Annotated in this window: 18 protein-coding genes, 1 tRNA gene and 1 pseudogene; 5 read left to right on the forward strand and 15 right to left on the reverse strand. The window is 71.5% G+C overall.

Translation table 11 applies throughout. The features are described from left to right. Window positions 1–109: 109 nt before the first annotated feature. Window positions 110–2938 (reverse strand): AfsR/SARP family transcriptional regulator, encoded by a 2829-nt coding sequence (locus tag VKK44_RS26625; RefSeq protein ID WP_343443930.1) that lies wholly within the window; start codon window positions 2936–2938, stop codon window positions 110–112. Between the two features lie 39 nt (window positions 2939–2977). Continuing rightward, window positions 2978–3622, reverse strand: coding sequence for an MBL fold metallo-hydrolase (locus VKK44_RS26630; RefSeq protein ID WP_343443931.1), 645 nt, complete (start codon window positions 3620–3622; stop codon window positions 2978–2980). A gap of 209 nt (window positions 3623–3831) precedes the next feature. Here VKK44_RS26630 and VKK44_RS26635 point away from each other — a divergent pair, with 209 nt between their 5' ends. Further along, a complete protein-coding gene (locus VKK44_RS26635) occupies window positions 3832–4371 on the forward strand; it encodes an alpha/beta hydrolase (RefSeq protein ID WP_343443932.1) in 540 nt (179 codons plus the stop codon). 391 nt (window positions 4372–4762) lie between these two features. Here the strand turns inward: VKK44_RS26635 and VKK44_RS26640 are convergent. Next, window positions 4763–4836, reverse strand: a tRNA-Thr gene (locus VKK44_RS26640). Between the two features lie 132 nt (window positions 4837–4968). Between VKK44_RS26640 and VKK44_RS26645 the strand changes: the two genes are divergently transcribed. Continuing rightward, window positions 4969–6705 (forward strand): metallophosphoesterase family protein, encoded by a 1737-nt coding sequence (locus VKK44_RS26645; protein ID WP_343443933.1) that lies wholly within the window; start codon window positions 4969–4971, stop codon window positions 6703–6705. Between the two features lie 97 nt (window positions 6706–6802). On the opposite strand, the pseudogene VKK44_RS26650 reads toward VKK44_RS26645, so the two are convergent. Then, a pseudogene (locus VKK44_RS26650) lies at window positions 6803–7023 on the reverse strand (regulatory iron-sulfur-containing complex subunit RicT); the annotation flags it as partial. Window positions 7024–7111: 88 nt separating this feature from the next. Between VKK44_RS26650 and VKK44_RS26655 the strand changes: the two are divergent. Beyond that, window positions 7112–7810: a hypothetical protein gene (locus tag VKK44_RS26655; protein WP_343443934.1), complete on the forward strand. Its 699-nt coding sequence runs from the start codon at window positions 7112–7114 to the stop codon at window positions 7808–7810. 35 nt (window positions 7811–7845) lie between these two features. On the opposite strand, the gene VKK44_RS26660 is transcribed toward VKK44_RS26655, so the two are convergent. The 6 genes from VKK44_RS26660 to tmk form a co-directional block, all read right to left on the reverse strand. After that, window positions 7846–8688 (reverse strand): PSP1 domain-containing protein, encoded by an 843-nt coding sequence (locus VKK44_RS26660; RefSeq protein WP_343443935.1) that lies wholly within the window; start codon window positions 8686–8688, stop codon window positions 7846–7848. A gap of 260 nt (window positions 8689–8948) precedes the next feature. Beyond that, window positions 8949–9617 (reverse strand): hypothetical protein, encoded by a 669-nt coding sequence (locus VKK44_RS26665; RefSeq protein WP_343443936.1) that lies wholly within the window; start codon window positions 9615–9617, stop codon window positions 8949–8951. Further along, entirely contained in the window at window positions 9617–9922 is a 306-nt protein-coding gene (locus VKK44_RS26670) for a hypothetical protein (RefSeq protein ID WP_343443937.1), read from the reverse strand. The genes VKK44_RS26665 and VKK44_RS26670 overlap by 1 nt, the downstream gene beginning before the upstream one ends. Window position 9923: 1 nt before the next feature. After that, complete coding sequence (locus VKK44_RS26675; protein ID WP_343443938.1) at window positions 9924–10253, reverse strand: YbaB/EbfC family nucleoid-associated protein; 330 nt, start codon at window positions 10251–10253, stop codon at window positions 9924–9926. A gap of 149 nt (window positions 10254–10402) precedes the next feature. Beyond that, window positions 10403–11731, reverse strand: a complete 1329-nt coding sequence (locus VKK44_RS26680) for a DNA polymerase III subunit delta' (RefSeq protein WP_343443939.1) — start codon at window positions 11729–11731, stop codon at window positions 10403–10405. Beyond that, entirely contained in the window at window positions 11728–13794 is a 2067-nt protein-coding gene (tmk, locus tag VKK44_RS26685) for a dTMP kinase (RefSeq protein ID WP_343447908.1), read from the reverse strand. The genes VKK44_RS26680 and tmk overlap by 4 nt, the downstream gene beginning before the upstream one ends. Window positions 13795–14100: 306 nt before the next feature. On the opposite strand from tmk, the gene VKK44_RS26690 reads away from it, so the two are divergent. Further along, on the forward strand, window positions 14101–15309 hold the full coding sequence (locus tag VKK44_RS26690; RefSeq protein ID WP_343443940.1) for an amino acid deaminase/aldolase: 1209 nt from the start codon (window positions 14101–14103) through the stop codon (window positions 15307–15309). Window positions 15310–15379: 70 nt separating this feature from the next. On the opposite strand, the gene VKK44_RS26695 is transcribed toward VKK44_RS26690, so the two are convergent. After that, a complete protein-coding gene (locus tag VKK44_RS26695) occupies window positions 15380–15955 on the reverse strand; it encodes a TetR/AcrR family transcriptional regulator (protein ID WP_343447909.1) in 576 nt (191 codons plus the stop codon). Between the two features lie 228 nt (window positions 15956–16183). Between VKK44_RS26695 and VKK44_RS26700 the strand changes: the two genes are divergently transcribed. Further along, window positions 16184–17491: a D-arabinono-1,4-lactone oxidase gene (locus VKK44_RS26700; protein WP_343443941.1), complete on the forward strand. Its 1308-nt coding sequence runs from the start codon at window positions 16184–16186 to the stop codon at window positions 17489–17491. A gap of 50 nt (window positions 17492–17541) precedes the next feature. Here the strand turns inward: VKK44_RS26700 and topA are convergent, their stop codons facing one another. The 4 genes from topA to VKK44_RS26720 form a co-directional block, all read right to left on the reverse strand. After that, a complete protein-coding gene (gene topA, locus VKK44_RS26705; protein WP_343443942.1) occupies window positions 17542–20364 on the reverse strand; it encodes a type I DNA topoisomerase in 2823 nt (940 codons plus the stop codon). Window positions 20365–20678: 314 nt separating this feature from the next. Further along, window positions 20679–21293 (reverse strand): hypothetical protein, encoded by a 615-nt coding sequence (locus tag VKK44_RS26710; RefSeq protein WP_343443943.1) that lies wholly within the window; start codon window positions 21291–21293, stop codon window positions 20679–20681. Continuing rightward, window positions 21284–21823: a hypothetical protein gene (locus tag VKK44_RS26715; protein ID WP_343443944.1), complete on the reverse strand. Its 540-nt coding sequence runs from the start codon at window positions 21821–21823 to the stop codon at window positions 21284–21286. The genes VKK44_RS26710 and VKK44_RS26715 overlap by 10 nt, the downstream gene beginning before the upstream one ends. Window positions 21824–21924: 101 nt before the next feature. Next, the gene (locus VKK44_RS26720) at window positions 21925–24273 is read right to left on the reverse strand and encodes a sodium-translocating pyrophosphatase (RefSeq protein WP_343443945.1); all 2349 of its coding nucleotides are present in this window, start codon (window positions 24271–24273) and stop codon (window positions 21925–21927) included. Window positions 24274–24448: the final 175 nt, after the last annotated feature.

Consider the following 24448-nt stretch of genomic DNA (forward strand, 5'->3'; position numbering starts at 1 on the left):
GGATTCCTCCAGGACGTCCCCGGCCCGGCGCTGTACCGCCCCGTTCGGTTCGGCAGCTAAAGCTTGCAGGAACGCTGCACTGCGCCTTCATCCGACTTTCATCCGCCCGCTATCGGCTTGCCGTGCGCGAAAGGCGATCGGCGGCGAACTCGCCCATCAGCCGCGTCATCGCCGCCTCACCCGCCACGTCGTTGTTCTGCCGATACACTTCCTGTGCCTTGCGGAACCAATCGGCGGCACCGTCGCGGTCGCCGGACCCCAGTACCGCGTGGCCGACGCGGCTGAGCGTTGTGGCCTCGGCCGTGCGGAACCCGGAGCGCCGCATCAGGGCAAGGCCCTCGTGCAGGTACTCCAGGGCCTTCGCATACTCGCCGTGGCGCAGGAACAACGCACCAACACTGCTCAGGATCGCCGCTTCGTGGTGGCGCAGGCCACCGTCGCGGGCAAGTTCCCGCCCGGCTTCCAGTCGCCGCAACGCGGCGTCACTGCCGCCGAGGGCAACCAGGATGTCCGCCGAATTGTTGAGCGCGTGCACCTCAAGAGTAGTGTTGCGCGCCGCGCGAGCGAGGTTAAGCGCACCTTCGGTTTCCTCCAGCGCGTCCTGGTACTTGCCTTGGGCGTCGAGACCGGCGCCGATGCCGAGCCGCGCGCCCGCAGCGCCCGCGAGGTCGCCCGCCCGCTCGTACAGCACGGCTGAGAGGTACAGGCTGTCCAGAGCGGCCTCGGGCTCGTTCGTGACGCCTAACGCGCCGCCTAGCGCGTGGTGCAGATGGGCGAGCAGGCGAGGTTCCCCGATCCGCCCGCTCTGCTGCTCGCATTCCCGCCAGGCGGCCACGATTGCATTCGGAAAGCCAGAGCGGATGAAATAACTGTGCAGGTAGTACACGAGTTCCACGGCACCCTCGATGCGGTGCCGGACGGCAAGGAGCACCACCGGGGCGAGATTATCTCGTTCGGCATTGAAAAACTTGATCGCCTCGATGTCCTTGGTGAATGGCTGGACGAACGGGTTGGTGCCGGCTGCCGGTGGACCGAAGGCGTCGCGGTCCGGCCGCAAAACGCCGTTTGCCCGGGCCGCCAGCGCCAGGTACCACGCCAGCAGGCGGCATGCGGCCTCCTGCCGGCTTGCCGGCTCCTCGGCAAGGCGCTCCGCCGCGTATGAGCGAATAAGATCGTGCATGGTGAGGTATCCGTCGCCGCCGTCGGCGAGCAGGTGCAGTGCGATGAGGCTGTTCGCGGCGGCCTGGGCCCGCGGCAGCGGCACGGCGGCCAGCGCGGCAGCGGCTTCGCGTCGGATCCGTCGTCCGGGGTGGACGGCGAGCAACCGCAGCAGCCGCGCCTCCTCCGGTGAGAGGGCCGCGTACACGTTCGCCAGGACAGATCGGACGCTGCGCGCGTCACCGTCGATCGTGAACCCATCGAGTGACGCGTTGTGGTGCGGGAGGCCGGTGGCGAGTTCCTCGATGGTCAACGCCGACTCTGACAGGAGCCGCGCTGCGAGGATCCGCAGGGCAAGCGGCATCCCTCCGCAAAGGTCGAGAAGGCTCTCGAGCGCGGGGCTGGAGGCTTGCGGCGCCAAGCCGGCGGCCTCGGTCAGTAAGGTTCGGCTGACCGGCCGGCTGAGCCCGTCCAGCGCGATCATCTTGACGGCGACGTGAGCGTGCAAGGCAGCTTGCGTGTTACGGCTCGTGACGATCAGTTGCGAGCCACCCGCTGTTGGCACCGCCGGGAGCACCTGCTCGATGCTGCCCGCGTTATCGAGCACGATTAGAAGCTTCTTGTCCGCAGTTATCGACCGGTATAGAGCGATCTGCTTTTCCAGCGCCCCGGGAATCGTGTTCGCTGGCAGGTTTAAGCTTTCCAGCAGGTGTGCCAGCACGCCGGTGGGTGGGCGGTTGGTCGCCGCGCTGTGCGCGCCGAGGTCGAGGAACAGGTGGCCGTCGGGGAAGCGGTCGCCGACCTGATGCGCCGCCTGCACGGCAAGCGAGGTCTTACCCATGCCCGCCCCGCCGACGATGACAATCACTTGGGCTTGCCCGCAGTGCCCGACCACGGCCTCCAATTCCTTCCCACGGCCGGTGAAGTGACCGTCTGCCGGGGGTATCTGACGCGGTATCCGCGGGTACGGATCCACGGGAGCGGCCGGGTGCGCGACCGCCATGGTTTCGTGCACAGCCGGCCCAAGTAGTGTGAGGTCGCTATGCAAGATCCGTTGGTGCAGCTGGCGCAACTCCGGCCCTGGGTCGATGCCCAGTTCGGTGGAGAGCAGGGCCCGCGTTTTCTGGTAGGTGATCAGGGCGTCGCTCTGCCGGCCGGAGCGGTAGAGAGCGACCATCAGCAGCCCAGTCAGCTGCTCTCGGAACGGAAATTCGGCGACTAGCGCGGCCATCTCGGCGATCACCCGGCCGTGCAGCCCCGCCTGGAGTTCCAGCCGCATGCAGTCCTCCCAGGCGGCGGGGCGCTCCTCATCGAGCAGCAGTGCGTGCTCGCGGATGAACCGACTGTCGACGCTCGCGAAGGCCGGTGCCCGCCACAGGGCCAGCGCTTGCCGCAGTGTCCTGGCCGCGCCGCGCAGCTCACCTGTCTCGATGATCGCTGCCGCGTCGGCGACCATACCGCGGAACTGGTAGAGGTCGATCTGGTCGCGGTCAATGTCTAGGACATAGCCCGCCCGGGCCGTCCGCAGCACCTGCCTCGCCTCGGTGACTCCGGCGCCCAGCCACACCTGGCGCAGTTGCGAGGCCGTGTTCTGGACCTGGCGCTCCGCCGACGCTGGAGGGTCCCCATCCCATAGGGTCTCCGCCAGCGCTCCGATGGAGACGAGCGTGTGTGGGCTCAGTAGCAGCCGCGCGAGGAACCTCTGCTGTCGCGGTCGCAAAGGCGGTAGCCGAAGCCCGGCCTCCCAAACCTCAAGGTCACCGAGCAAGCAAAACTTCATCTCTGAGCTCCCCGTCGATTCCCGCTACGCGCAGGATGGTCACCAGCCGCGTGAGCGCCACTCCGGCAGCGCCGGCCGCTCGGCACCGAGCGTGGTGTCGCGGCCATGTCCCGGGTAGACCCATGTCTCGTCCGGCAGCACACCGAAGATCCTTATCTCTACGTCCCCCAGGAGCGAGGAGAACGCCTCTGCGTCACCGAACGTATTCCCCACACCGCCTGGGAACAGCGAGTCACCCGTGAACAGGTGCGGGTTGCCCGCAAGATCGTCGTAGAGCAGAGCGACGCCGCCTGGAGTGTGTCCAGTAAGCCGGATCACGCGCAGCTTCGCCTCACCGCATCGAATAATGTCACCGTGAGTGAGAGCGACGTCTGTGGGCACGTCGATTCCCGCGACGTCCGGCTCACCGGCGTACGTGCGAGCGCCGGTGGCCTCGACCACCTGGGGAAGTGCACGTTGCCAATGGTCCCAGTGCCGGTGCGTCGTCACGACACCGGCGAGTTGGTGATCGCACAACTCGAGCAGAGTCAGCGGCTCCGCGGCCGCGTCGATCAGCACCTGCTCGCCGGTCGATCGGCACCGCAGAAGGTAACAGTTGTTGTCGCCGCGGCCCACGGACACCTTGCTGATGGTCAGTCCGTCCAACTCACGCACCCCCGGGGCGACACCTGTATATTCGTCCACGTCGCTAATACTCTCATGATCGCCATTGCGGATCGGCGACGGTGGGCAGCAAGTCCGCCTCGGGCAAGGACCAGACAGTGTGTTGCCAGTCGAGCCAGACAGGCCACCAACCGGCCGATGGGCACGGACAGTAACGATTCTGACGCGTCGCTCGAACGCCCTGCGGCAGATCCGTGCGTCGAAGGAAAAACAGCCAGTAGGGTTTCGGGATGCTCACTGGAGTGATCGTCCCCGGGCTCGGTTACGGTCCGCAAGCGCCGCTACTCAACCTTGCCAACGAGGCACTGGCCGACCTCGACGCCACCATCGAGACCATCACGTGGGCCGTTCCCGACGGCCTCATTGATATCGGCCCGGAGCCATTTGTCAGAGCACACGTCGCGGCCGCGCTACACCGGCTCGGCACGGCAACGCCAGGGCCAAAGCCCGTGATCATCGCCAAGTCGCTCGGCACCCACGCCGCTGCACTGGCTGCCGAACGGCAGCTTCCCGCTATCTGGCTGACGCCGCTGTTAAATGACCACGCCGTCGCCGAGGCGATCACTCACAACCCCGCACCGGCCCTGCTCGTCGGCGGTACGCGCGACTCGAGCTGGATCTCCGAAACCGCGGCGAGAACTGGGAAAACGGTAGTCACCGTCGACAGCGCCAACCATGCCCTGCGGCCGCCCGGATCACTTCGTGCCTACACCGATGCCCTTGGCGCCATCGCTACCGCCATGGAACAGTTTCTCTCCCGACTGAGCTGAGAGAGGTCCAATTCACGCATTTTGTTTGTTTTGTGTTTATAGCCTTGATCGTTCATGACTGGCGCGGACACCTCAATCCCGCTCAACTTCGACGAGCCGGAATCTCGCTACACCAAGCGGCGGGAGGACGCGTCGCGAGCCAGCCGGTCGAGTTCATCGCCGACCAGGGCGATCAGCGTTGCGGCGCGGTCGACCCCGACCCCGACCAGTGAGATCGGATTAAGTCGCACCAGGCGACCTTCAGGGGTCATGGCGTTCCTGGGCTACCTCGACACCCAGCCGGGCGGCTCCGCTCGGGCGGCGCGCGGGAGGTTTTCGGGGAGTGAATCAAATCTTCATCGATGCAAATGATGCCCTGACCTGCGTCTCCGCTGGTCAGGGCATCATCCTGAGCCGCCTGACGGAATCGAACCGTCGACCTACGCATTACGAGTGCGTCGCTCTAGCCGACTGAGCTAAGGCGGCAACGACCGCCAAGTGTACGGCACGCGCCGCCGGACGCCGAACCGGATCCCCCTCGTCCGGAACCGGACAACCGGACACCTCGGCCCCGGCACGGGAGAGACTTCCCGCCCGGTCCGGACTACCCTGCGGCGGGTGACCGACGACCACGTACCGCCGCGACAGCCGGATCCGGAGACGCGCCCGGGCGAGCGGGCCAGCCGTCGGCCGCACAGCCTGGACCCGCAGGAGCTGGGTTTCACCCCGCGCCGGCCGGTGCCGTGGCTCGCGCCGCTGCTGCTGATCAGCACCGGCCTGCGGACGCTGCTGGCCATGCTGTTCGGGGCGTACCTGGACAAGCGGGAGTTGCAGAACGCGTTCGGCGACGGCACGTTCCGGCAGGTCGGGCCGGACGGCGGGCTCTGGCTGGACTACGTGGCCGACCTGGGCGACGGCTTCGACGCCACGTACTCGATCGCCTACCTGCTCGCCCAGCCGGAGCTGACCGTGGACGGGCACCGGCTGCCCCGGGCACAGACCCTGGTGATGGGCGGCGACCAGGTCTATCCGTCGGCCGGCTACGAGGCGTACGAGGACCGGTGCAAGGGCCCGTACCAGGCGGCGCTGCCGGTCGCCCCGCCGGAGCGGCCGACGCTCTTCGCGGTCCCCGGCAACCACGACTGGTACGACGGCCTGACCGCGTTCCTGCGGCTGTTCGTGCGCTCCCGGGACCGCCACTTCGCCGGTTGGGGCACCGGCCAGTCCCGCTCCTACTTCGCGGTGGAGCTGCCGGCCGGATGGTGGCTGTTGGGCCTCGACGACCAGTCCGGTTCGTACCTGGACGATCCGCAGCTCACCTACTTCGACGCGGTGGCCCGCAAGCTCACCCCGCGGTCGAGGGTGATCCTGGCGGTGCCGGCGCCGACGTGGATCAAGGCCGCCGACCACCCCAACGCGTACGACTCGGTCGACTACTTCATCCGCACCATCGTGGCGCCCACCGGGGCCCAGGTCCGGGTGCTGGTCTCCGGCGACCTGCACCACTACGCCCGGTACGCCGGCCCGGAGCGGCAGCTCATCACCTGCGGTGGCGGTGGCGCGTACCTCTATCCGACGCACCAGCTTCCGGAGCGGCTGGAGGTGCCGCCGCGGGACACGCTGACCCGCCGGGCCAGCCGCACCCGCGAGTACGAGCTGGCCGCCCGCTACCCGGACCGGGCGCGTTCCCGCCGGTACGGGTGGGGGATCTTCGGCCGGCTGCCGTTCCGCAACCCGGGCTTCACCACGCTGCTCGGCACCGTGCACACGCTGCTGATGCTCGCCATGGCCGGCGTGACGGCGCAGCGGGCCGACTCCACCGCGCAGCGGCTGTTCAGCGTCCCGTTGGTGGCGATGCTCGCGGTGACGGTGCTGGGCGCGGCGTTCTTCGCGAAGCCGCCCAGCGCGGGCGGCAAGCGGCACGCCCGGCACTGGATCCTCGGGGTGGCGCACGGGGCGGCCCAGGTGGCGCTGGCGGCGGGCGGCACCTGGCTCTGGCTGCACCTGCCGTTCTACGACTGGCCGTGGCCGCTGCCGGCGGTCGCGGCGGCGGTGCTCTACGGCCCGGCCAGCGGGCTGGCCGCCAGTCAGCTCGTGGCGCTCTACCTGCTGGTGGCGGGCGCGTTCGGGGTGAACCTGAACGAGTTGTTCGCCGGCCAGGGCATCGAGGACTCGAAGGCGTTCCTCCGGTTCCGGTTCGACCCCGACGGCACGCTGACGATCTACCCCATCGCGCTGGACCGCGTGTCGCACGCCTGGCAGCTCAACCCGGACCAGTCCCCCACGGCCCCGTGGCTGACCCCGAAGACCCCCCTGACGCCCCGCCTGGCCGAACCCCCCATCACCCTCCGCTGACCGCCCCACGGCCCGCCCCGCCCGCAGGCCCCGCCCGGTTGATCATGAAGTTGGCGGCGCGAACAGCCGACCTCTCATGATCGACGCGGGGAAGGGGTCAGGTGGCGGGGTTGTAGTGCTGGTCGTGGGACTGGCGGGGGCGCAGACGGAGGCGCGGCTGCACTGGCAGCGGGAGCCGTCGGCGTCCAGCCGGACCGTGACGGCGTCGCGCGGGACGCTGTGGCCGACCACCTTGCCCTCGCCCTGCGGCGTCTCCACCCGGGTGCCGACCGCCGGCGCGGACTCCTGAAACCGCTGGTACAGCGGATGCCCTCTCTTCGCCGCAGGCAGCACTTCAGGGTGAGAAATATGACTTGCGACTATTAGCTACCCTTCGGTCGAACTCGACAGATGGGGGGTCGGCTCAATGGGCACGCGACGCCGCAAGAACCCGCCACGCAAATCTCAAGCAGCAACGAATACCTCAACCCCTGAACTTGACCGCTCGAAAGAATATACTAATGCACCCAGGTCGACCACCTGGGCAACTCTCGGCCGCGACCACAGGCGGCCGATTCCAATTCCGCTTGTCGCTGCAATCACCCTTCCGGCCACCATCCTCCTGGGGTTGAAATTCTCCAACTACATTGCCTGCCCTCAACAGACCCAAGGGGAAGCTCATGTAATTACGTCAATCGCAGTAGGCTTGGCAATCGGCGGAGGAGTAACGGCCATCCTCATGATTGCTGTCACCCTGGGCGTCATGGTCGAGCGCTTGGAGAACAGCGTGAGCGCCGTACGCGTGGCCCTCGAGAGAGCTGGCATCGGTGCGATCTACGGAACATCGATTTCTACGCTCGCAACCTTGCACCTCGAGCCTGGCGACGGATGCGAACCCCAACTCCTGTCGAACATCAGCAACGGAGCCACCTGGGGCTCAATGCTGGGCTTTGCACTGTCGATCTTAACTCTACGGAAGCAGATGATCGCAGATTCTAAGATCGCCAAGAGTGCAAGAGACCGGTTCTATTTAAGGTCCCTGTCCGCCTCTGCCATTCTATTCGGCGCCACTATCACGTTGAGCGTCACTTCGAAACTTCTGAGCGGTGACGTTTTCCCATCTTGACCAGGGCAGGGATTCCCCATCAGCGAAGTCAGCGCTCACTCCTCACTGTATCGCTCTTCATGCGCCTGCCTCGGCGCACAGACGGATGCTCGCGAGCAGGAGCACCGAGAGCCGTCGGCGTCCAGGCGGACAGTGACCGCGTCGCGCGGAACGCTGTGGCCGACCACCTTGCCCTCGCCTTGCGGCGTGGACACCCGGCTGCCGACCGCCGGGGCCGTCTCCTGGAATTTTTGATACAGAGGATGCTCGTACTTCAGGCAACACATCAGCCGGCCGCACGCGCCCGAGATGCGCAGCGGGTTGAGCGGCAGGTCCTGGTCCTTCGCCATCCGGATCGTCACCGGCTCGAAGTCGGTGAGGAACGTGGCACAGCACAGGTCACGGCCGCACGAGCCGATGCCGCCCTGCACGCGCGCCGAGTCGCGGGCGGAGAGCTGCCGCAGCTCGACCCGGCAGTGCAGCGTCGCGCCCAGATCGCGGACCAGGGAACGGAAGTCCACCCGGTGCGGCGCGGTGAAGTAGATGGTCGTGCGGTCGCTGCCGGTCTCCGGCGTGGCCAGGACGTGGTCGACGGCCACCACCTTCATCGGCAGGCCGTGCTCGCGGATCAGCCGCTTGGCGGCCACCTTCGCGTCGGCCTTGCGCCGGCGCAGCAGCTCGTCGCGGTGCAGGTCGTCCTCGCCGGCCAGCCCGGCCAGCTTCGGGAAACCGTCGGTGTCCTCGCTGACCCACTGCGCGGCCCAGACGCACTCGGCCACCTCGGGACCCTCGTCGGTGGGCACCAGCACCCGCTGCCCCACCTGCGGACGGAACTCACCCGGATCGAGGTAGTAGAGGCGCCCGTACCGGTTGAAACTGACCGCGCAGAGCATGCCCATGCGCCTACCCTACGCGGACCCGTGTGACCGGATGGCCCACCGCTCGCCGTCCGGTCACACCGCGCGGCGATCCATCCCGGTCGACCCGACCGAACCGGCCCCGTCCCTCGCCCGGACGGTTGAAACCTGGGCCGGCCCCGGGACAAACGCCCATCCACCGCGTTGAGTGAAGGCATACCTGCGGGGGGTGCAGGGGAAGGCCACGGCGTCGCACGCCGGTGCCCGGCCACGGTCGGAGCGGCGTGCGACGCCGTGGGCCGTCAGTAGCCGATCCGGGTGGTGCCGCCGTAGCGCGGCGCGGAGACGGCACGGTCCCGCCAGGTCGTCTCCGCCAGGCTCGGCCCCCACTGACGCAGCAGCGTCTCGGCCCCGTCGTAGGCCACCCCGAGCACCCCCAGCACCCGGGTGGCGATCTCGGCCGCCGCCGACGCGCCGGCCGGGCCGGCCTCGACCCCGGGCCGGGACGCGGCGTGCACGGTGACCGCCTCGGCCGAGCCGACCACCTCGGCGAGCGCCCGCGCCAGGGCGGCGCGGCTGCTCTCCACCCAGCCGGCCAGCGCGTCCGCGTAGCCGGCGGTCGACTCCAGCCGCCCGACCAGGCTCTCCGGCCCTTCGTCGAGGTGCCGGAGCAGGGCGGTGCGCGCCTCGTCGTACGCCGACGCGGCAGATCCGGACCAGGCGACCGGGTCGGTGAGCACGGCGCAGGTGTCGTCGTACCCCCGGACGAGCCGGCGCACGGCGTGGCCGGCACCGGTCAGCGGCGCCGGGTGCAGGTCGAGGAACTCCCGCACGGCCGCACCGGGGAGCACCTGCATCCGGCGCAGCAGCGGCCAGAGCCGGTGCCCCTCGGGCGCTCCGGCGGCGAGCAGCGCGTCGACGCGGGTGAGCAGGTCGAGGCCCGGCTCGGCGAGGCGGTCCAGCGCGTCCATCAGGCCTCCCGGGCCAGCCGGCGCGCGACCGCCTCGTCGGCCGCCGCGTAACGCTCGGCGGCGCTGCGCAGCGCCGCCGCGGCGGCGGCCAGCCGGTTCGCGGCGGCCTGCGCCTCACGTGCCCGGTCGGCGGTGGCCGCGGTCCACTGCCGGTGCAGCGCGCGCCCGACCTCGCCGGGTCGGCCGGCGGCGTGGGCACCGAACGCCGGGTGCGGCGGGTCGGTGGCGGGCACGGTGCGGGCCAGCGTGGCCAGGCCGGCGGCGGCCTCGTCGAGGCGGGCGGCCAGCGCACGCAGCGATTCCATGTCAGGCTCCCGCCAGCGGCCGGTAGGCCGCGAACGTCTCGTTGTGCAGCTTCTCCCGGGCCCACTGCGCCGCGTCCGCGGCGGCGCTCACCGCGGCCTGCACCGAACCCGCCACGTCGCGCGGGTTGCGCTGGTGCAGCGGGCCGAGGAAGCGGACGTCGGTGATCCGCCCACCGGCCGTGACCACCACCTCGACCAGCCCGTCGGGTGAACGGACGGTGACCTCCACCGTGGCGACCGCCTGGTCGAACTCGGCCTGGAGCGTCTCGATGCGGCGGTAACGCCGCACCGCCTCCTCGATCCAGGCCTCGTCGATCTCCCCCCGCGCCATCGGCGGACTCCTCCCCGGTCGGCGCCGCCGCCCCACCCCGACGCCACCCTCACTGAGCGTGCCGCCTCCGTCACCACGGCTTTCACGGACCGTACCGCACGTCAATCGCACGTGTCGATGCCCTGTGGACAGTGTGGGGTGGGGTGGGGTCAGCCCCGCCAGAGCGACAGCATCATCGCCTCGACCGCGATCCGCGGCTTGACGTTCGCCTCGATCGCCGCCCGGCACTCCAGCACCGCCTCCAGGCGGCGCAGTGAGCCCTCGGCGTCCCACTTCTCTGCGCCGGCGGCGGCCAGCGTGGCGGTGTCGGTGTGCACCGGGGCGACCGGTGCCCGCAGCGCCACGGTGAGCGCGTCCCGGTAGAAGCCGGCCAGGTCGACCAGCGCCCGGTCCAGCGCGTCCCGCTGGGCCCGGGTGGCCCGCGACTTCTGCCGCTTCTCCAGATCCTTGAGCTGGCCGGCGGCGCCCCGCATGGCACCGGCCGCGCCCCGGCCGGTGCCGCCGGCGCCGAGCGCGGTCTGCAACGCCGCCCGCTCCGCCTCGTCGACCTCGGCGACCGCGGCGGCAGCCTCCGCCTCGGCGGCCTCGATCAGCGCCGACGCGGCGTCGAACGCGGCGCCCACGCCGGTGAGCCGGCGCGGCACGGCCAGCACGGCGTCCCGCCGCTGCCGGGCCTCCGGGTCGCGGGCCAGCCGCCGGGCCCGGCCCACGTGCCCCTGCGCGGCGGCGGCGGCCCACTCGGCCACGTCCGGGGCGATGCCGTCCCGACGGACCAGCACCTCGGCCACCGCGCCGGCCGGCGGCTGGCGCAGCGGCACGACCCGGCACCGCGACCGGATGGTCACCGACACGTCGTCCGGATGGGTGGACGGGGCACAGAGCAGGAAGACGGTACGCGGTGGCGGCTCCTCGACCGCCTTGAGCAGCGCGTTGCCGGCCGCCTCGGTGAGCCGGTCGGCATCCTCGATGATCACGATCTGCCAGCGACCGCCGGAGGGCGTGCTCGCCGCCCGCAGCACCAGCGCCCGCATCTCGCCGACGCCGATGGAGAGCCCCTCGGGCACCACGAGCCGCACGTCGGCGTGGGTGCCGGCGAGCGTGGTGTGGCAGCCGGGGCAGCGACCGCAGCCGGTGCCGTGCACGCACTGGAGGGCGGCGGCGAAGGCACGCGCGGCCACCGACCGGCCGGAACCGGGTGGCCCGGTGAAGATCCACGCGTGCGTCATGCCAGCACCGGGCACCGTCGCGCCCGGGTCGCCGGTCGCGCCGGGCCCGTCCGGATCGCCCGGCTCGTCGAACTGCTCGGCGAGCGCGTCGAGATCGTCGTACCCGTCGGGGTCTCCGCCGCCGGTCGGGGCGCCCGCGCCGGCCGGCACGAGGGTGGCGGCGCGCAGCAGCGCGGCGGCCGAGGCGGCGGCCCGCCGCAGCGTGGCCACCGCCTCGTCCTGCCCGACCAGATCGCCGAAGACGTCCGTCATCGTCGGCGTTGCTCCATCGTCACCAGCTCCGATTCGGATAACTCGGGCTGGACCGAGGTGTCCGGGCCCTGGGCCGGGCGCGGGTGCACGATGCCGGCCGGGTCGACGAGGAACTCGTCCACCCGGCGCGCGATCGCGTCGGTGATCTCCTCGGCCGGGCGGGACGCGTCGAGGACCAGGTAGCGCTTCGGGTCGCCGGCGGCCAGGTCGAGGAACGCGTACCGGACCCGCTCGTGGAACGCCAGCGACTCGGCCTCCAGCCGGTCGGCGTCCTCCCGGCGGGCCGCCACCCGGCCCAGCCCGGTGTGCGGCTCGACGTCGAGCAGGACCACCAGGTCGGGCTTGAGCCCACCGGTGGCCCAGGAGGAGAGCCACGACACCTCGTCCACCGGCAGCGTCCGGCCGGCGCCCTGGTACGCCAGCGACGAGTCGACGTACCGGTCACTGATCACCACCGCGCCCCGGACCAGCGCCGGACGGACCACGGTGGCCACGTGGTGGGCCCGGTCGGCGGCGTAGAGCAGCGCCTCGGCACGCGGCGACGGCGCGTCGTCGGAGGTGGTGCCCAGCACCAGCGAGCGGATCCGCTCGCCGACCCCGGTGGCGCCCGGCTCCCGGGTGACCACCACGTCCCGACCGTCGCCGCGCAGCCGCTCGGCGAGCGCGGCGAGCTGGGTGGACTTGCCGGCGCCCTCGCCGCCCTCGAAGACCACGAAGAGGCCGGAGGAGACGAACGGCTCGGCCGGCATCAGCGGGCGGCCCCGGATCGAGCCCCAGAGGTCGGCCAGGACCGGCACGCCCTTCTTGTCGTCCATCTGGCCGAACGCGCTGATCCCGGCGAAGATGCCGGCCGCGCCGGCGGCGAGCAGCAGCAGGCGGGTCGAGGAGATGGAGATGCCCAGGTCGGCGATGGTGAGCTGGCGGGAGCCGCCGACGCCGACCAGGAGGCTGCTGAGCGCGATGGCCAGGATCAGCACCAGCCGGGTGCCGATCTGCACCACCGCGAAGACCCGGCCGCGCACCTCGTCGGCGACCTCGCCGCCGAGCAACGTGGTGCCGGCCAGGAACGCCATGCCGGCGCCGGCGCCGACCAGGATCGCACCGAGGATGGCCATGGACAGGTGGATCGCGAACGCGAGCACCAGCACGGAGGCGCTGGCCAGCACGATGCTCATGCCGAACCAGCGGCGCCGGGACATGTCCCGCACGATCATCGGCCCGAGCCCGATACCGAGCGCCAGACCGACGAAGATCGCGCCGAAGAGCAGCGAGAACGCGGCGTCACCGGCGCCGAGCGAGTTGGCGAAGAACTTGCCCGTGCCGACCACGATGCCGCCGCCGGCGAACGCGCCGAAGATGCCCAGCACCAGACCGCGGACCAGCGGTGTCTGGCCGATGAACTTCCAGCCGTCGGCGAACTGGCGGAACATGCTCTGCTCGGTGCGCTGGGCCTCGCCGCGCTGGGCCTCGCTGATCTCCTTGATCCCGAACGCCACCACCAGCGCGGTGGCCAGCCGGGAGAAGGCGTTGAACCAGAGCGCGAGCTGGGCCGGCTGGGCCCAGTCGGGCAGGTTGCCGCCGACCGCGCTGGGCAGGCCTCGGGTCAGCACGGCCAGCGCGACGGCGGCGGCCACCGGGGTCAGGCCGTACGTGGTGATCAGGGTGAGCTGGTTGGCGGCCTCCAGCCGGGTACGCGGGATCAGGTTGGGGACCGCCGCCTCCTTGGCCGGGATCCACAGCAACGTGATCGACTCGATCAGGAAGGTGGCGATCAACGCCCAGCCGACCACCAGGCCGCCCGCCGCGCCGGTGAGCGCGTAGAGCGGGATCGAGGCGAACAGCACGAAGCGCAGCAGGTCGCAGATGACCATCGTCCACCGGCGGTCGAACCGGTCGGCGAAGACGCCCGCCACCGGGCCGAGCACCAGCGCCGGCAGCAGCCGGATCGCGGTCACGCCGCCGAACGCCGCGCCCTGGGCGGTGCTGCCGGAGACCTGCGAGGCGGCGAAGAGAGCGGTGGCGAGCAGGCCGAGCCAGTCGCCGAAGGAGGCAGCGCTGAGCACGATCCACAGCCGGCGGAACGGCCGGATGCGCAGCACCGAGCGGATGGCGGCGAACCCGGACCGGTCGGCGGCTGTGCCGGGCGACGACACGCCGGACGACTCGCCGTTCTTCTGGCTTTCGATGGCCGTACCTCCACGTGCCGGCCCAGGTCTGGGCATCCCCGGTGGAACACTCTAGCCGCGCGGAGGGCCTCGCCCCCCGTGACATCGCCTGTTCGCCGAGCCTAGGCCGCCGGGACCACCGCCCGCAGCCCGGACAGACGCGAGGGTATTTCGCATTGCCGTCCGGACAGTTAGCGTGCAGACGTGGCCATCGACCGTGCCGAACTTCGCGATCGTCTCGACCGGGCGACCGCCCACCTCGACCCGCCGTACGCGGTGGTCGACCTCTCCGCGTTCGACGACAACGCCGACGCGCTGGCCGGCCGGGCCGGCGGCAAGCCGCTGCGGGTGGCGAGCAAGTCGGTGCGGGTCCGCGAGCTGCTCACCCGCGCGCTCAAGCGGCCCGGCTGGCGCGGTGTGATGGCCTTCACGCTGCCCGAGGCGCTCTGGCTCGCCCGCACCGGCGTCGCCGACGACGTGCTGGTCGCGTACCCGACCGCGCACCGGGGGGCGCTCGCCGAGCTGGCCGCCGACCGGGCGCTCGCCGACGCGGTCACGCTGATGGTCGACGACGCCGGGCAGCTCGACCTGATCGACCGGGTGTGCCCACCCGGCGGCCGGCCCGCGCTACGGATCTGCCTGGACCTGGACGCCTCCTGGCGACCGCTGCGGGGCCGGGTGCACGTCGGCGTGCGCCGCTCCCCGGTGCACAGCGCCCGGGCGGCCGGCGCGCTCGCCGCCGCCGTCGCCGGCCGGCCCGGCTTCCGGCTGGTCGGCCTGATGTCGTACGAGGCACAGATCGCCGGCCTCGGGGACGCCCCGCCCGGGCAGGCGGCGCTCGGCTCGGCGATCCGGGTCGCCCAGCGCGGGTCGTACCGGGAACTGCTGGCCCGCCGCTCGGCCGCGGTCGCCGCGGTACGCGAGCACGCCGACCTGGAGTTCGTCAACGGCGGCGGCACCGGCAGCGTGGCCGCCACCAGCGCCGACCCGGCGGTCACCGAGGTCACCGCCGGCTCCGGCCTGTACGGCCCGACGCTGTTCGACGCGTACCGCGCCTGGCGGCCCACCCCGGCGGCGTTCTTCGCCTGCGCGGTGGTCCGCCGGCCGGCGCCCGGGCTGGCCACCGTGCTCGGCGGCGGCTGGATCGCCTCCGGCCCGGCGGCGGAGAGCCGGCTGCCCCGGCCGTGGCTGCCGGAGGGGCTGAAGCTGCTCGGCGCGGAGGGCGCGGGCGAGGTGCAGACCCCGCTCGCCGGCGACGCCGCAAACGACCTACGGGTCGGCGACCGGGTGTGGTTCCGCCACGCCAAGGCGGGTGAGGTGTGCGAGCACGTCAACGAGGTGCATCTGGTCGACGGCGACGCCGTGGTGGCGACCGTGCCCACCTACCGGGGCGAGGGCCACGCGTTCCTCTGACGTGACGTGACGTGACATGACGACGGCGGGCCCCGGGCGCACTCTCAGAACCCGCCGTTCGGCGTGCCGCTCAGCCCTGGTGGACGGCCTCGGTCGGGGCGTCGACCTGCCGGTGCAGGTACTCCCGGATGAGCGCCTTCGCCTCGACCAGCACCCGCTCGTCGCCGTCGGCACGGCGGCGGAACGCCAGCTTGATCAGGGCGTCGGCGGCCTCCACCGCGACTTCCAGGTGGAAGCGCAGGTCGGGCACGCCGGCCAGACCGAACCGCTCGGTGAGCACGCGGGCGAGCTGCTCCGCGATGACCCCGTTGTTGTCGCGCTGGTCGTCCAGCAGGTGCAGGTCGACCACGTCGCCGAAGTGCAGGGTACGGAAACCGGGCACCGTGCGGTGCATCGAGATGTACTCGTCGATCGCCGCGTCGACCCCGTCCCACCAGTGGCTCAGGTCGTCCGAGGCGAAGCGCTCGTCGAGCCGCTGGAGGTAGGACTCCATGGTGCGCAACGTCAACGCCTGCACGATCGCCCGCTTGTCCGGAAAGAACTGGTAGACCGACCCGATCGCCACCTCGGCGCGCTCGGCGAGCAGGGTCGTGGTCAAACCCTCGTACCCCACCTCGTCGACGAGCTCGGCGCAGGCGTCCAGCATCCGCTGGACACGCGCGACACTTCGACCCTGCACCGGTACCCGACGCAGCGGCCCGGTCGTGGCGGCTGGTGTGGACACTCGGCGCCACCCCCCTTCGACGGATGAACATATCTGCACGTCACGAGTCTGTGACTACCGGTACAACGAGCCGGCCTCGATTGCGGTATTTACCAGGCACAACGTTCCTGATATGAATTCAGTTCATATTCATGTCGAGGAGCGTCCGCCATGGCCGGTACCCCCGCCGACTGGTCCAACTGGGCCGGCAACCAACGCAGCACGGCACTGGTCACCGTGCGCCCCCGAAGCGTGGCGGACACCGCCGAGGCGGTGCACCGGGCCGCCGCCGCCGGCACGACGATCCGGGCGGTCGGCAGCGGCCACTCCTTCACCGCCACCGCCGTCGCCGACGGGCACCGGCTCGACCTCACCGAGCTGACGACCGACATCACCGTCGACGTGGCACGCCGCCTGGTCACCGTACCGGCCGGGATGACGCTGCACACGCTCAACGACCTGCTCGCCGGCCACGGCCTCGCGGTGCCCAACCTCGGCGACATCGACGCGCAGACCATCGCCGGCGCGCTCTCCACCGGCACCCACGGCACCGGCGCGACACTCGGCTGCCTCTCCACGTTCGTGGCCGGCCTGACGCTGGTCACCGGCACCGGCGAGGTGCTGCGCTGCTCCGCCGACGAGCACCCCGACGTGTTCGACGCCGCGCGGGTCGGGCTCGGCGCCCTCGGCATCCTGGTCGAGGTCACACTGCGCTGCGTGGACGCCTTCGTGCTGCACGCGCACGAACGGCCGGCCGCGCTCGCCGAGGTGCTCGACGACCTGCCCGGCCTCTACGAGGCGCACGACCACGCCGAGTTCTACTGGTTCCCGTACACCGACCGGGTCCAGGTCAAGACCAACGACCGGGTGCCCGCCGACGACCGGCCGCTGCCCCGCTGGCGCGGCTGGCTCGACGACGAGTTCCTCGCCAACACCGTCTTCGCCGGTGCCTGCCGCGTCGGCCGCGCGATGCCCGCCCTGGCCCCCCGGATCAGCGCCGTCTCCGCGCGGGCGCTCACCGAACGCACCTACACCGGCCGCTCCGACCGGGTCTTCTGCACCCCGCGCCGGGTCCGGTTCGTGGAGATGGAGTACGGGCTGCCGCGCGACGCGCTGCCCACCGCGCTGGCGGAGCTGCGCCGGATCGTGGACCGGCTGCCGTTCAAGGTGCTGTTTCCGGTCGAGGTGCGGTTCACCGCCGCCGACGACATCTGGCTCTCCCACTCCTACGGGCGGGACTCCGCGTACCTCGCCGTGCACCAGTACGTGGGGATGCCGTACGAGCCGTACTTCCGCGCGTTCGAGCAGGTGGCCACCGAGCTGGGCGGTCGCCCGCACTGGGGCAAGCTGCACTGGCGCGACGCCGCCTCCCTGGCCACCGCCTACCCGAAGTTCGCCGCGTTCCAGTCCGTCCGGTCCCGCCTGGACCCGCAGCGCCTCTTCACGAACCCGTATCTGAAGCAGGTCCTCGGTTCCTGAAGGAGATCTCGGTACGCGTCCGCCCCCGGAGGGGCGGACGCGTACCAGGATCACTCCTTCGGAGTTGAGGTCGCCTTCCTGGGGGCGGCCTTCTTCGCCGGAGCCTTCTTCGCCGCCGTCGTCTTCTTGGCCGCCGTCGTGGTCTTCGCCGCCGCCGTGGTCTTCTTCGCCGCGGTCTTCTTCGCGGGGGCCGCCTTCTTGGCGGCCTTCTTCTTCGGCGCCGGCCCCTTCGCCCGCTTCTCGGCGAGCATCTCGGACGCCTCTTCCAGCGTCAGCGCCTCCGGCGTCTGCGCGCGCCGCAGCGACGCGTTGGTCTCCCCGTCCGTGACGTACGGACCGAAGCGCCCGTCCTTGATCACCAGCGGCTTCTCGGTGAGCGGGTCGACGCCCATCTCCCGCAGCGGCGGCGCGGCGGCCCGGCGCTGGCGGGTCTTCGGGGCGGCCAGCAACGCCAGCGCCTCGTCCAGCGTGACGGTGAACATCTTGTCTTCCGAGTCCAGCGAGCGGAACTCGTCACCACGCTTGACGTACGGGCCGTAGCGGCCGTTGTTGGCGAAGACCTCCCCGCCGTCCGGGGCCACGCCCACCAGCCGGGGCAGGCTGAGCAGCCGCAGCGCCTGGTCCAGGGTGAGGTCGTCCGGCGACTGCGAGCGCAGCAGCGACGACTTCCGCTCGCCGCTGGCCACGTACGGGCCGTAACGGCCGGACTTCAGCACGATCGGCTCACCTGTCGACGGGTCGTCGCCGAGCTTGCGCTCGCCCCCGCCGCCGAGGAACAGCTCGTGCACCTTCTCCGGGGTCAACTCGTCGGGCGCCAGGCCCTCCGGGATCGGCGCGCGGTCGCCCTGGGAGCCGCCCTCCTCGCCCTCTGCCGGGACGGCCGGCGACTGCTGCTCGCCGGGCACCGCCCGCTGGAGGTAGGGCCCGTACCGGCCGACCCGGACGACGACCTCGCGCCCCTCGTCGTCGGTGAACAGCGGGATGGAGTTGACGCTGCGCGCGTCGATCTCGCTGAGGTTCTCGGTGACCAGCTTCTTCAGCCCACCGGCGTGCGCGATGGCCTGGTCACCGGCGCCGTTGGCGCTGCCGAAGTAGAACGAGGTGAGGAAGTCGACCGCGGCGTGGTCACCGCCGGCGATCTCGTCCAGCTCGTTCTCCATGCTGGCGGTGAAGTCGTAGTCGATCAGGCGCGGATAGTGCCGCTCCATCAGCCCGATCACGGCGAACGCCAGGAACGTCGGGATCATCGCCTGGCCACGCTTGGTCACGTACCCGCGGTCCTGGATGGTCTGCATGATCGACGCGTACGTGGAGGGTCGGCCGATGCCCAGCTCCTCCAGCGCCTTGACCAGCGACGCCTCCGTGTAGCGCGACGGCGGCTGGGTGTGGTGGCCCTGCGCGGCCAGCTCGTCGGCGGTCAGCGGCTGGTCCTTGACCAGCGTGGGCAGCCGCCGCTCGGCGTCCTCCGCCTCGGCGTTCTCGTCGTCGCTCGACTCGACGTACGCCCGCAGGAAGCCCGGGTCGGTGATGGTCTTGCCGGTGGCGCCGAAGTCGGCCTCCTCCTGCGCGGCGGAGACGGCCCGGATGCGCACCGACACGCTGGAGCCGACCGCGTCGGTCATCTGCGAGGCGATGGTGCGCCGCCAGATCAGCTCGTAGAGCTTGAACTCCTCGCCGGACAGCTCCTTGGCCACGTCGCCCGGGGTGCGGAAGTTGTCACCCGCCGGGCGGATCGCCTCGTGCGCCTCCTGCGCGTTCTTCACCTTGCCGGTGTAGCGGCGGGGCTCCGGCGGCACGCTGCGCTCGCCGTACAGCTCGACGATCTGCCGGCGGGCCGCCGCGATGGCGGTCTCCGACAGGTTCACCGAGTCGGTACGCATGTAGGTGATGTAGCCGTTCTCGTAGAGCCGCTGCGCGGTGCGCATCGTCTGCTGGGACGAGAAGCGCAGCTTGCGGGCCGCCTCCTGCTGGAGCGTGGAGGTGATGAACGGCGCGTACGGGCGGCGGCGGTAGGGCTTCTCCTCGACCCGGGTGACCGTGAACGGACGGTCCGCCAGCCGGGCGGCCAGCCCCCGGGCCCCGCCCTCGTCGAGGTGCACGACCCCGGCACCGGCGCGTACGCGGCCCGTGGTCGGTTCGAAGTCCTTGCCGGTGGCGATCCGGTCGCCGTTCAGCGCGACGAGCGTGGCGTTGAAGGTACGCGGGCCCTCGCCCGGCTTCGCCACCGCCAGGGTGGCCAGGATGTCCCAGTACTCGGCGGTGCGGAACGCCATCCGCTGGCGCTCCCGCTCGACCACGATCCGGGTCGCCACGGACTGCACCCGGCCCGCCGAGAGCTTCGGCATGACCTTCTTCCACAGCACCGGGGAGACCTCGTAGCCGTAGAGCCGGTCCAGGATGCGCCGGGCCTCCTGGGCGTCGACCAGGTCGCGGTCGATCTCCCGGGGGTTGGCCACCGCGGCCTGGATGGCCGGCTTGGTGATCTCGTGGAAGACCATCCGCTTGACCGGCACCTTGGGCTTGAGCGTCTCCACCAGGTGCCAGGCGATCGCCTCGCCCTCGCGGTCCTCGTCCGTCGCCAGGAGGATCTCGTCGACCTCCTTGGCCAGCTTCACCAGCTTGTTGATCTGCTGGCGGCGGTCGGCCGAGACCACGTAGAGCGCGTGGAAGCCGTTGTCGACGTCGACGCCGAGCCGCGCCCACGGCTCGCCCTTGTACTTCGCCGGCACGTCGGCGGCGTTGCGGGGCAGGTCCCGGACGTGGCCGAAGCTGGCCTCCACGACGTACCCCGGGCCGAGGTAGCCCGAGATCGTCTTGGCCTTCGCCGGTGACTCGACGATGACCAGACGGGTGGTTCCAGCGTTGCTCGGCACGTCTCTCCCCGACCTCACTCCTACGCCATGCCCGCTTCGGGCCGTGTGGCACCGCCCGGGACCACCGCCGGCCCGGACGTCCAACGTAACGCGCCGTCCGCGTCCCGGGTTTCGTGGGCGGCAGACGGGCCGCCTCCCCGGTGGCGCCGGCCGCACCCTGCCGGACGGCGCCACCGTACACCGTGGGTAGGGCGCCGGGCGGGTCACTGTGACGATCACACACCCCCCGGCGGAGGTGACTCCAGTCGTTTTCCTGCGCAAACCGCCGCCAGGTCGGTCGGCGATCGGACAGCCGGCGGGGTTGCGCCGGTGGGTCAGCCGTGCAGGCCCGGCCAGTCGGTGGCCGGCGCGGCCGGCGGCCGTTCCCCCACCAGCTCCGCCAACCGGGTCACCCGCCGCCCACCGATCCGGTACGCGGGCCCGCCCTCACCCGGCTCCACGAACGCGGCCGGCAGCCCCACCGCGGCCAGCGCGGCGCGCACCGCCGGCCAGCACTGCCCGTCGGCCGGGCCGAGCCCGAGCCGGAACCCGGCCGGTTCGGCGGCCCCGGCGGCGGCGGCCCAGAGCCGCAACCGCCGCCCGTCGAGGTGGAACCGGGCCGGCGGTCGCTTCGCCGCGCCGTGCAGCCAGCCCCGGGCGAGCGGCGTCAGCGTGCTCGCGTACGCGGTGCGCACCCGGTACCGGCCGTCCCCGGTCGGCTCCCAGCCCGCCGGCACGCCCCGGGCACCCAGCTCGGCCACCAGCACGTGCACCCGCCAGGCCGCGTCCACCACCACGGAGAGCCGGGCCGTGCCACCCATCCGCACCACCTCCCCCGGCCCGGCGAGCAGGCCGGCGAGGTCCGCCAGCGCGGGATCGGCCGCCTCGGTGGAGAACAGCGAGGGCTGGCGGGCCGGGTTCGGATTCGGGGAGGGTGGCGTCAGCGACACTCCGGGACCTCGTCGAAGGCCTCTTTGAGTTCGGGTGAGTTGAGTTTGCTGGTGTCCAGCGCGCTCGCGTCGTACTCCTGGTTCAGCGTGTCCACGGCGGCGCGCACGCCGTCGTAGAAGGGGCCGGCCTGGGCCGTGTCGAGCCCCTCGATGGTGGTCCGGGCCCGCCCGTAAGCGTCCCGCATCTTGCCCAGCGAGCCGCGGAACCCGGCGGAGACCTCGGTGCCGTGGTCGACCTCCGGCACGCCCGCCTCCTCGACCTTGCGCCGCGCCGTCTCGCTGGCCGCCTCGGCGCCGGCGAACAACCGCACCAGGTTCTCCTTGGCCTGTGGCGGGGTGGTCTGCGCGGTCATCTGCTGCTTGGTGCTGCTGGTCAGCTTGGAGATCTCCGCGCGCCACGGGGTGAGCGCCTGGCAGACCGACGCGGCCCAGGCCCGTGGGCTGGGGCCGCCGCAGCCGGCGACCACGAGGACCAGCGTGGCCAGGACCACCGTGAGCTTTCCGGCGGTTGCCGCCCGGCGCGTACGCATGCGTTGCAGCGTACGACCTCCGGGTGGAACCGCCACCGGTCAGGTTTCGTGCACGGGACGGTTCCCGGCCGGTCGTGGCCGGCCGGGAACCGTCCCGCCGGTCAGGCGCCCACCGTCTCCGGGTGCTGGTCCGAGGTGCCCGCACCGTGGTCCGAGCTGTCCATCACGACGCCCTTGCGCTTGCTGAACACCACCGCCGCCGCGATGATCAGCGCGGCCACCACGGCGATCGTGATCCGCAGCGCGGGATTCTTGTCGTCGCCCACGCTCCAGGCCACCACGGCCGGGGCGATCAGCAGCGAGACCAGGTTCATCACCTTGATCAGCGGGTTGATCGCCGGGCCGGCGGTGTCCTTGAACGGGTCGCCGACCGTGTCGCCGATGACCGTGGCGGAGTGCGCCTCGGAGCCCTTGCCGCCGTACGCGCCGTCCTCGACGAGCTTCTTGGCGTTGTCCCAGGCTCCACCGGAGTTGGACAGGAAGACCGCCATCAGCGTGCCCGCGCCGATCGCGCCGGCCAGGTACGACGCCAGCGCGCCCGGGCCGAGACCGAAGCCGACCGCGATCGGGGCCAGGATGGCCAGCAGGCCGGGGGTCAGCAGCTCGCGCTGCGCGTCCCGGGTGCAGATGTCCACGACCTTGCCGTACTCGGGCCGCTGGGTGCGGTCCATGATGCCGGGCAGCTCGCGGAACTGCCGGCGCACCTCCATCACCACGGCACCGGCCGAGCGGGAGACCGCGTTGATGGCCAGGCCGGAGAAGAGGAAGACCACGGCCGCGCCGATGATCAGGCCGACCAGGTTGCGCGGGTTGGCCACGTTCAGCGCGTTGAGGATCTCGGTGCCGACGTCGCCCACGCCCGCGTCCGCGTACGAGGTCCGCAGCGTGTCGGTGTACGAGCCGAACAGCGCGGTCGCGGCCAGCACCGCGGTGGCGATCGCGATGCCCTTGGTGATCGCCTTGGTGGTGTTGCCGACCGCGTCCAGCTCGGTCAGCGTCCGCGCGCCGTGCTCGTCGATGTCCCCGGACATCTCGGCCACGCCCTGCGCGTTGTCCGAGATCGGGCCGAACGTGTCCATCGCGACGATGACGCCGACGGTGGTGAGCAGGCCGGTGCCGGCCAGCGCGACCGCGAACAGCGACAGCGTGATCGAGCTGCCGCCGAGCAGGAACGCGCCGAAGACGCCGGCGCCGATCAGCAGCGCCGAGTAGACCGCCGACTCCAGGCCGATGCTGATGCCGGCCAGGATGACGGTGGCGGCGCCGGTCTGCGAGCTCTTGCCGATGTCCTGCACCGGGCGCCGGTTGGTCTCGGTGAAGTAGCCGGTCAGCGCCTGGATCGCGGCGGCCAGCACGATGCCGATCACGACCGCGCCGATGGCCACCAGCCGCGGGTTGCGGTCGACGTCGGTCAGCCCGCCCTCCAGCTCGCCGAACGTGGCCGGCAGGTACGCGAACGCGGCGATCGCCACCAGCACCGCGGAGATCACCGCGGACAGGTAGAAGGCCCGGTTGATCGCGGTCAGACCGTTGCGGTCGCTGGCGCGCAGCCGGGTGATGAACACGCCCACGATCGCGACCAGCACACCGATGGTGGAGATGATCAGCGGGAAGACCAGGCCGTCCTCGCCGAACGCGGCCCGGCCCAGGATCAGCGCGGCGACCAGCGTGACCGCGTACGACTCGAACAGGTCGGCGGCCATGCCGGCGCAGTCGCCGACGTTGTCGCCCACGTTGTCGGCGATGGTCGCGGCGTTGCGCGGGTCGTCCTCCGGGATGCCCTGCTCGACCTTGCCGACCAGGTCCGCGCCGACGTCCGCGGCCTTGGTGAAGATGCCGCCACCGACCCGCATGAACATGGCCAGCAGCGCGGCGCCGAAGCCGAAGCCCTCCAGCACGGTCGGGGCGTCACCGCGGAACAGGATGACGACGAGCGCCGCACCGAACAGGCCGAGGCCGACGGTGAGGAAGCCGACCACGCCGCCGGTGCGGAAGGCGATCTTCATGGCGCCCTCGCGGCCACCTTCGCGCTCCCGCGCGGCGGCGGCGACCCGCAGGTTGGCGCGGGTGGCCAGCCACATGCCGGCGCCGCCGATGAACGCGCTGAACAGCGCGCCCACCACGAAGAACGCCGAGCGGCCGATCTTCACCAGCGTCTGGTTGCCGTCGGTGTCGTGCACCGGCAGCAGGAACAGCAGCACGACAGCGATCACCACGAAGATCGCCAGGGTGCGGAACTGCCGCAGCAGGTACGCCGAGGCGCCCTCCTGCACCGCCCCGGAGATCTCCTGCATGTTGGTGGTTCCCGTACCGGCTGCCAGTACCGCCTTGGTCAAGGCGGCGGCGAAGACGAGCGCCACCAGCGCGATGACCGCGGCGATGACGACGTACGTCACGTTGGCTCCGGTAAGGGACAGTGCGCCGCCGTCGGCGGCCAAGGTCCCGGACATCTATGTCCTCCTGTACCGAACACTCGCACCGGCTCGTGGAGACGCACGGGCCGACGCCTGGATGCGAACTCGCCAGCGCGCGCCATCCACCCGTTCCCGCTGGCTGCGGGGAGCGATCACTTGCTGACAACCCGGGTACTGTAGCCCTCCGGCGTGGTGAGGGTCACATCGAGGG

Source organism: Micromonospora sp. DSM 45708, assembly GCF_039566955.1.
Classification (GTDB): domain Bacteria; phylum Actinomycetota; class Actinomycetes; order Mycobacteriales; family Micromonosporaceae; genus Micromonospora.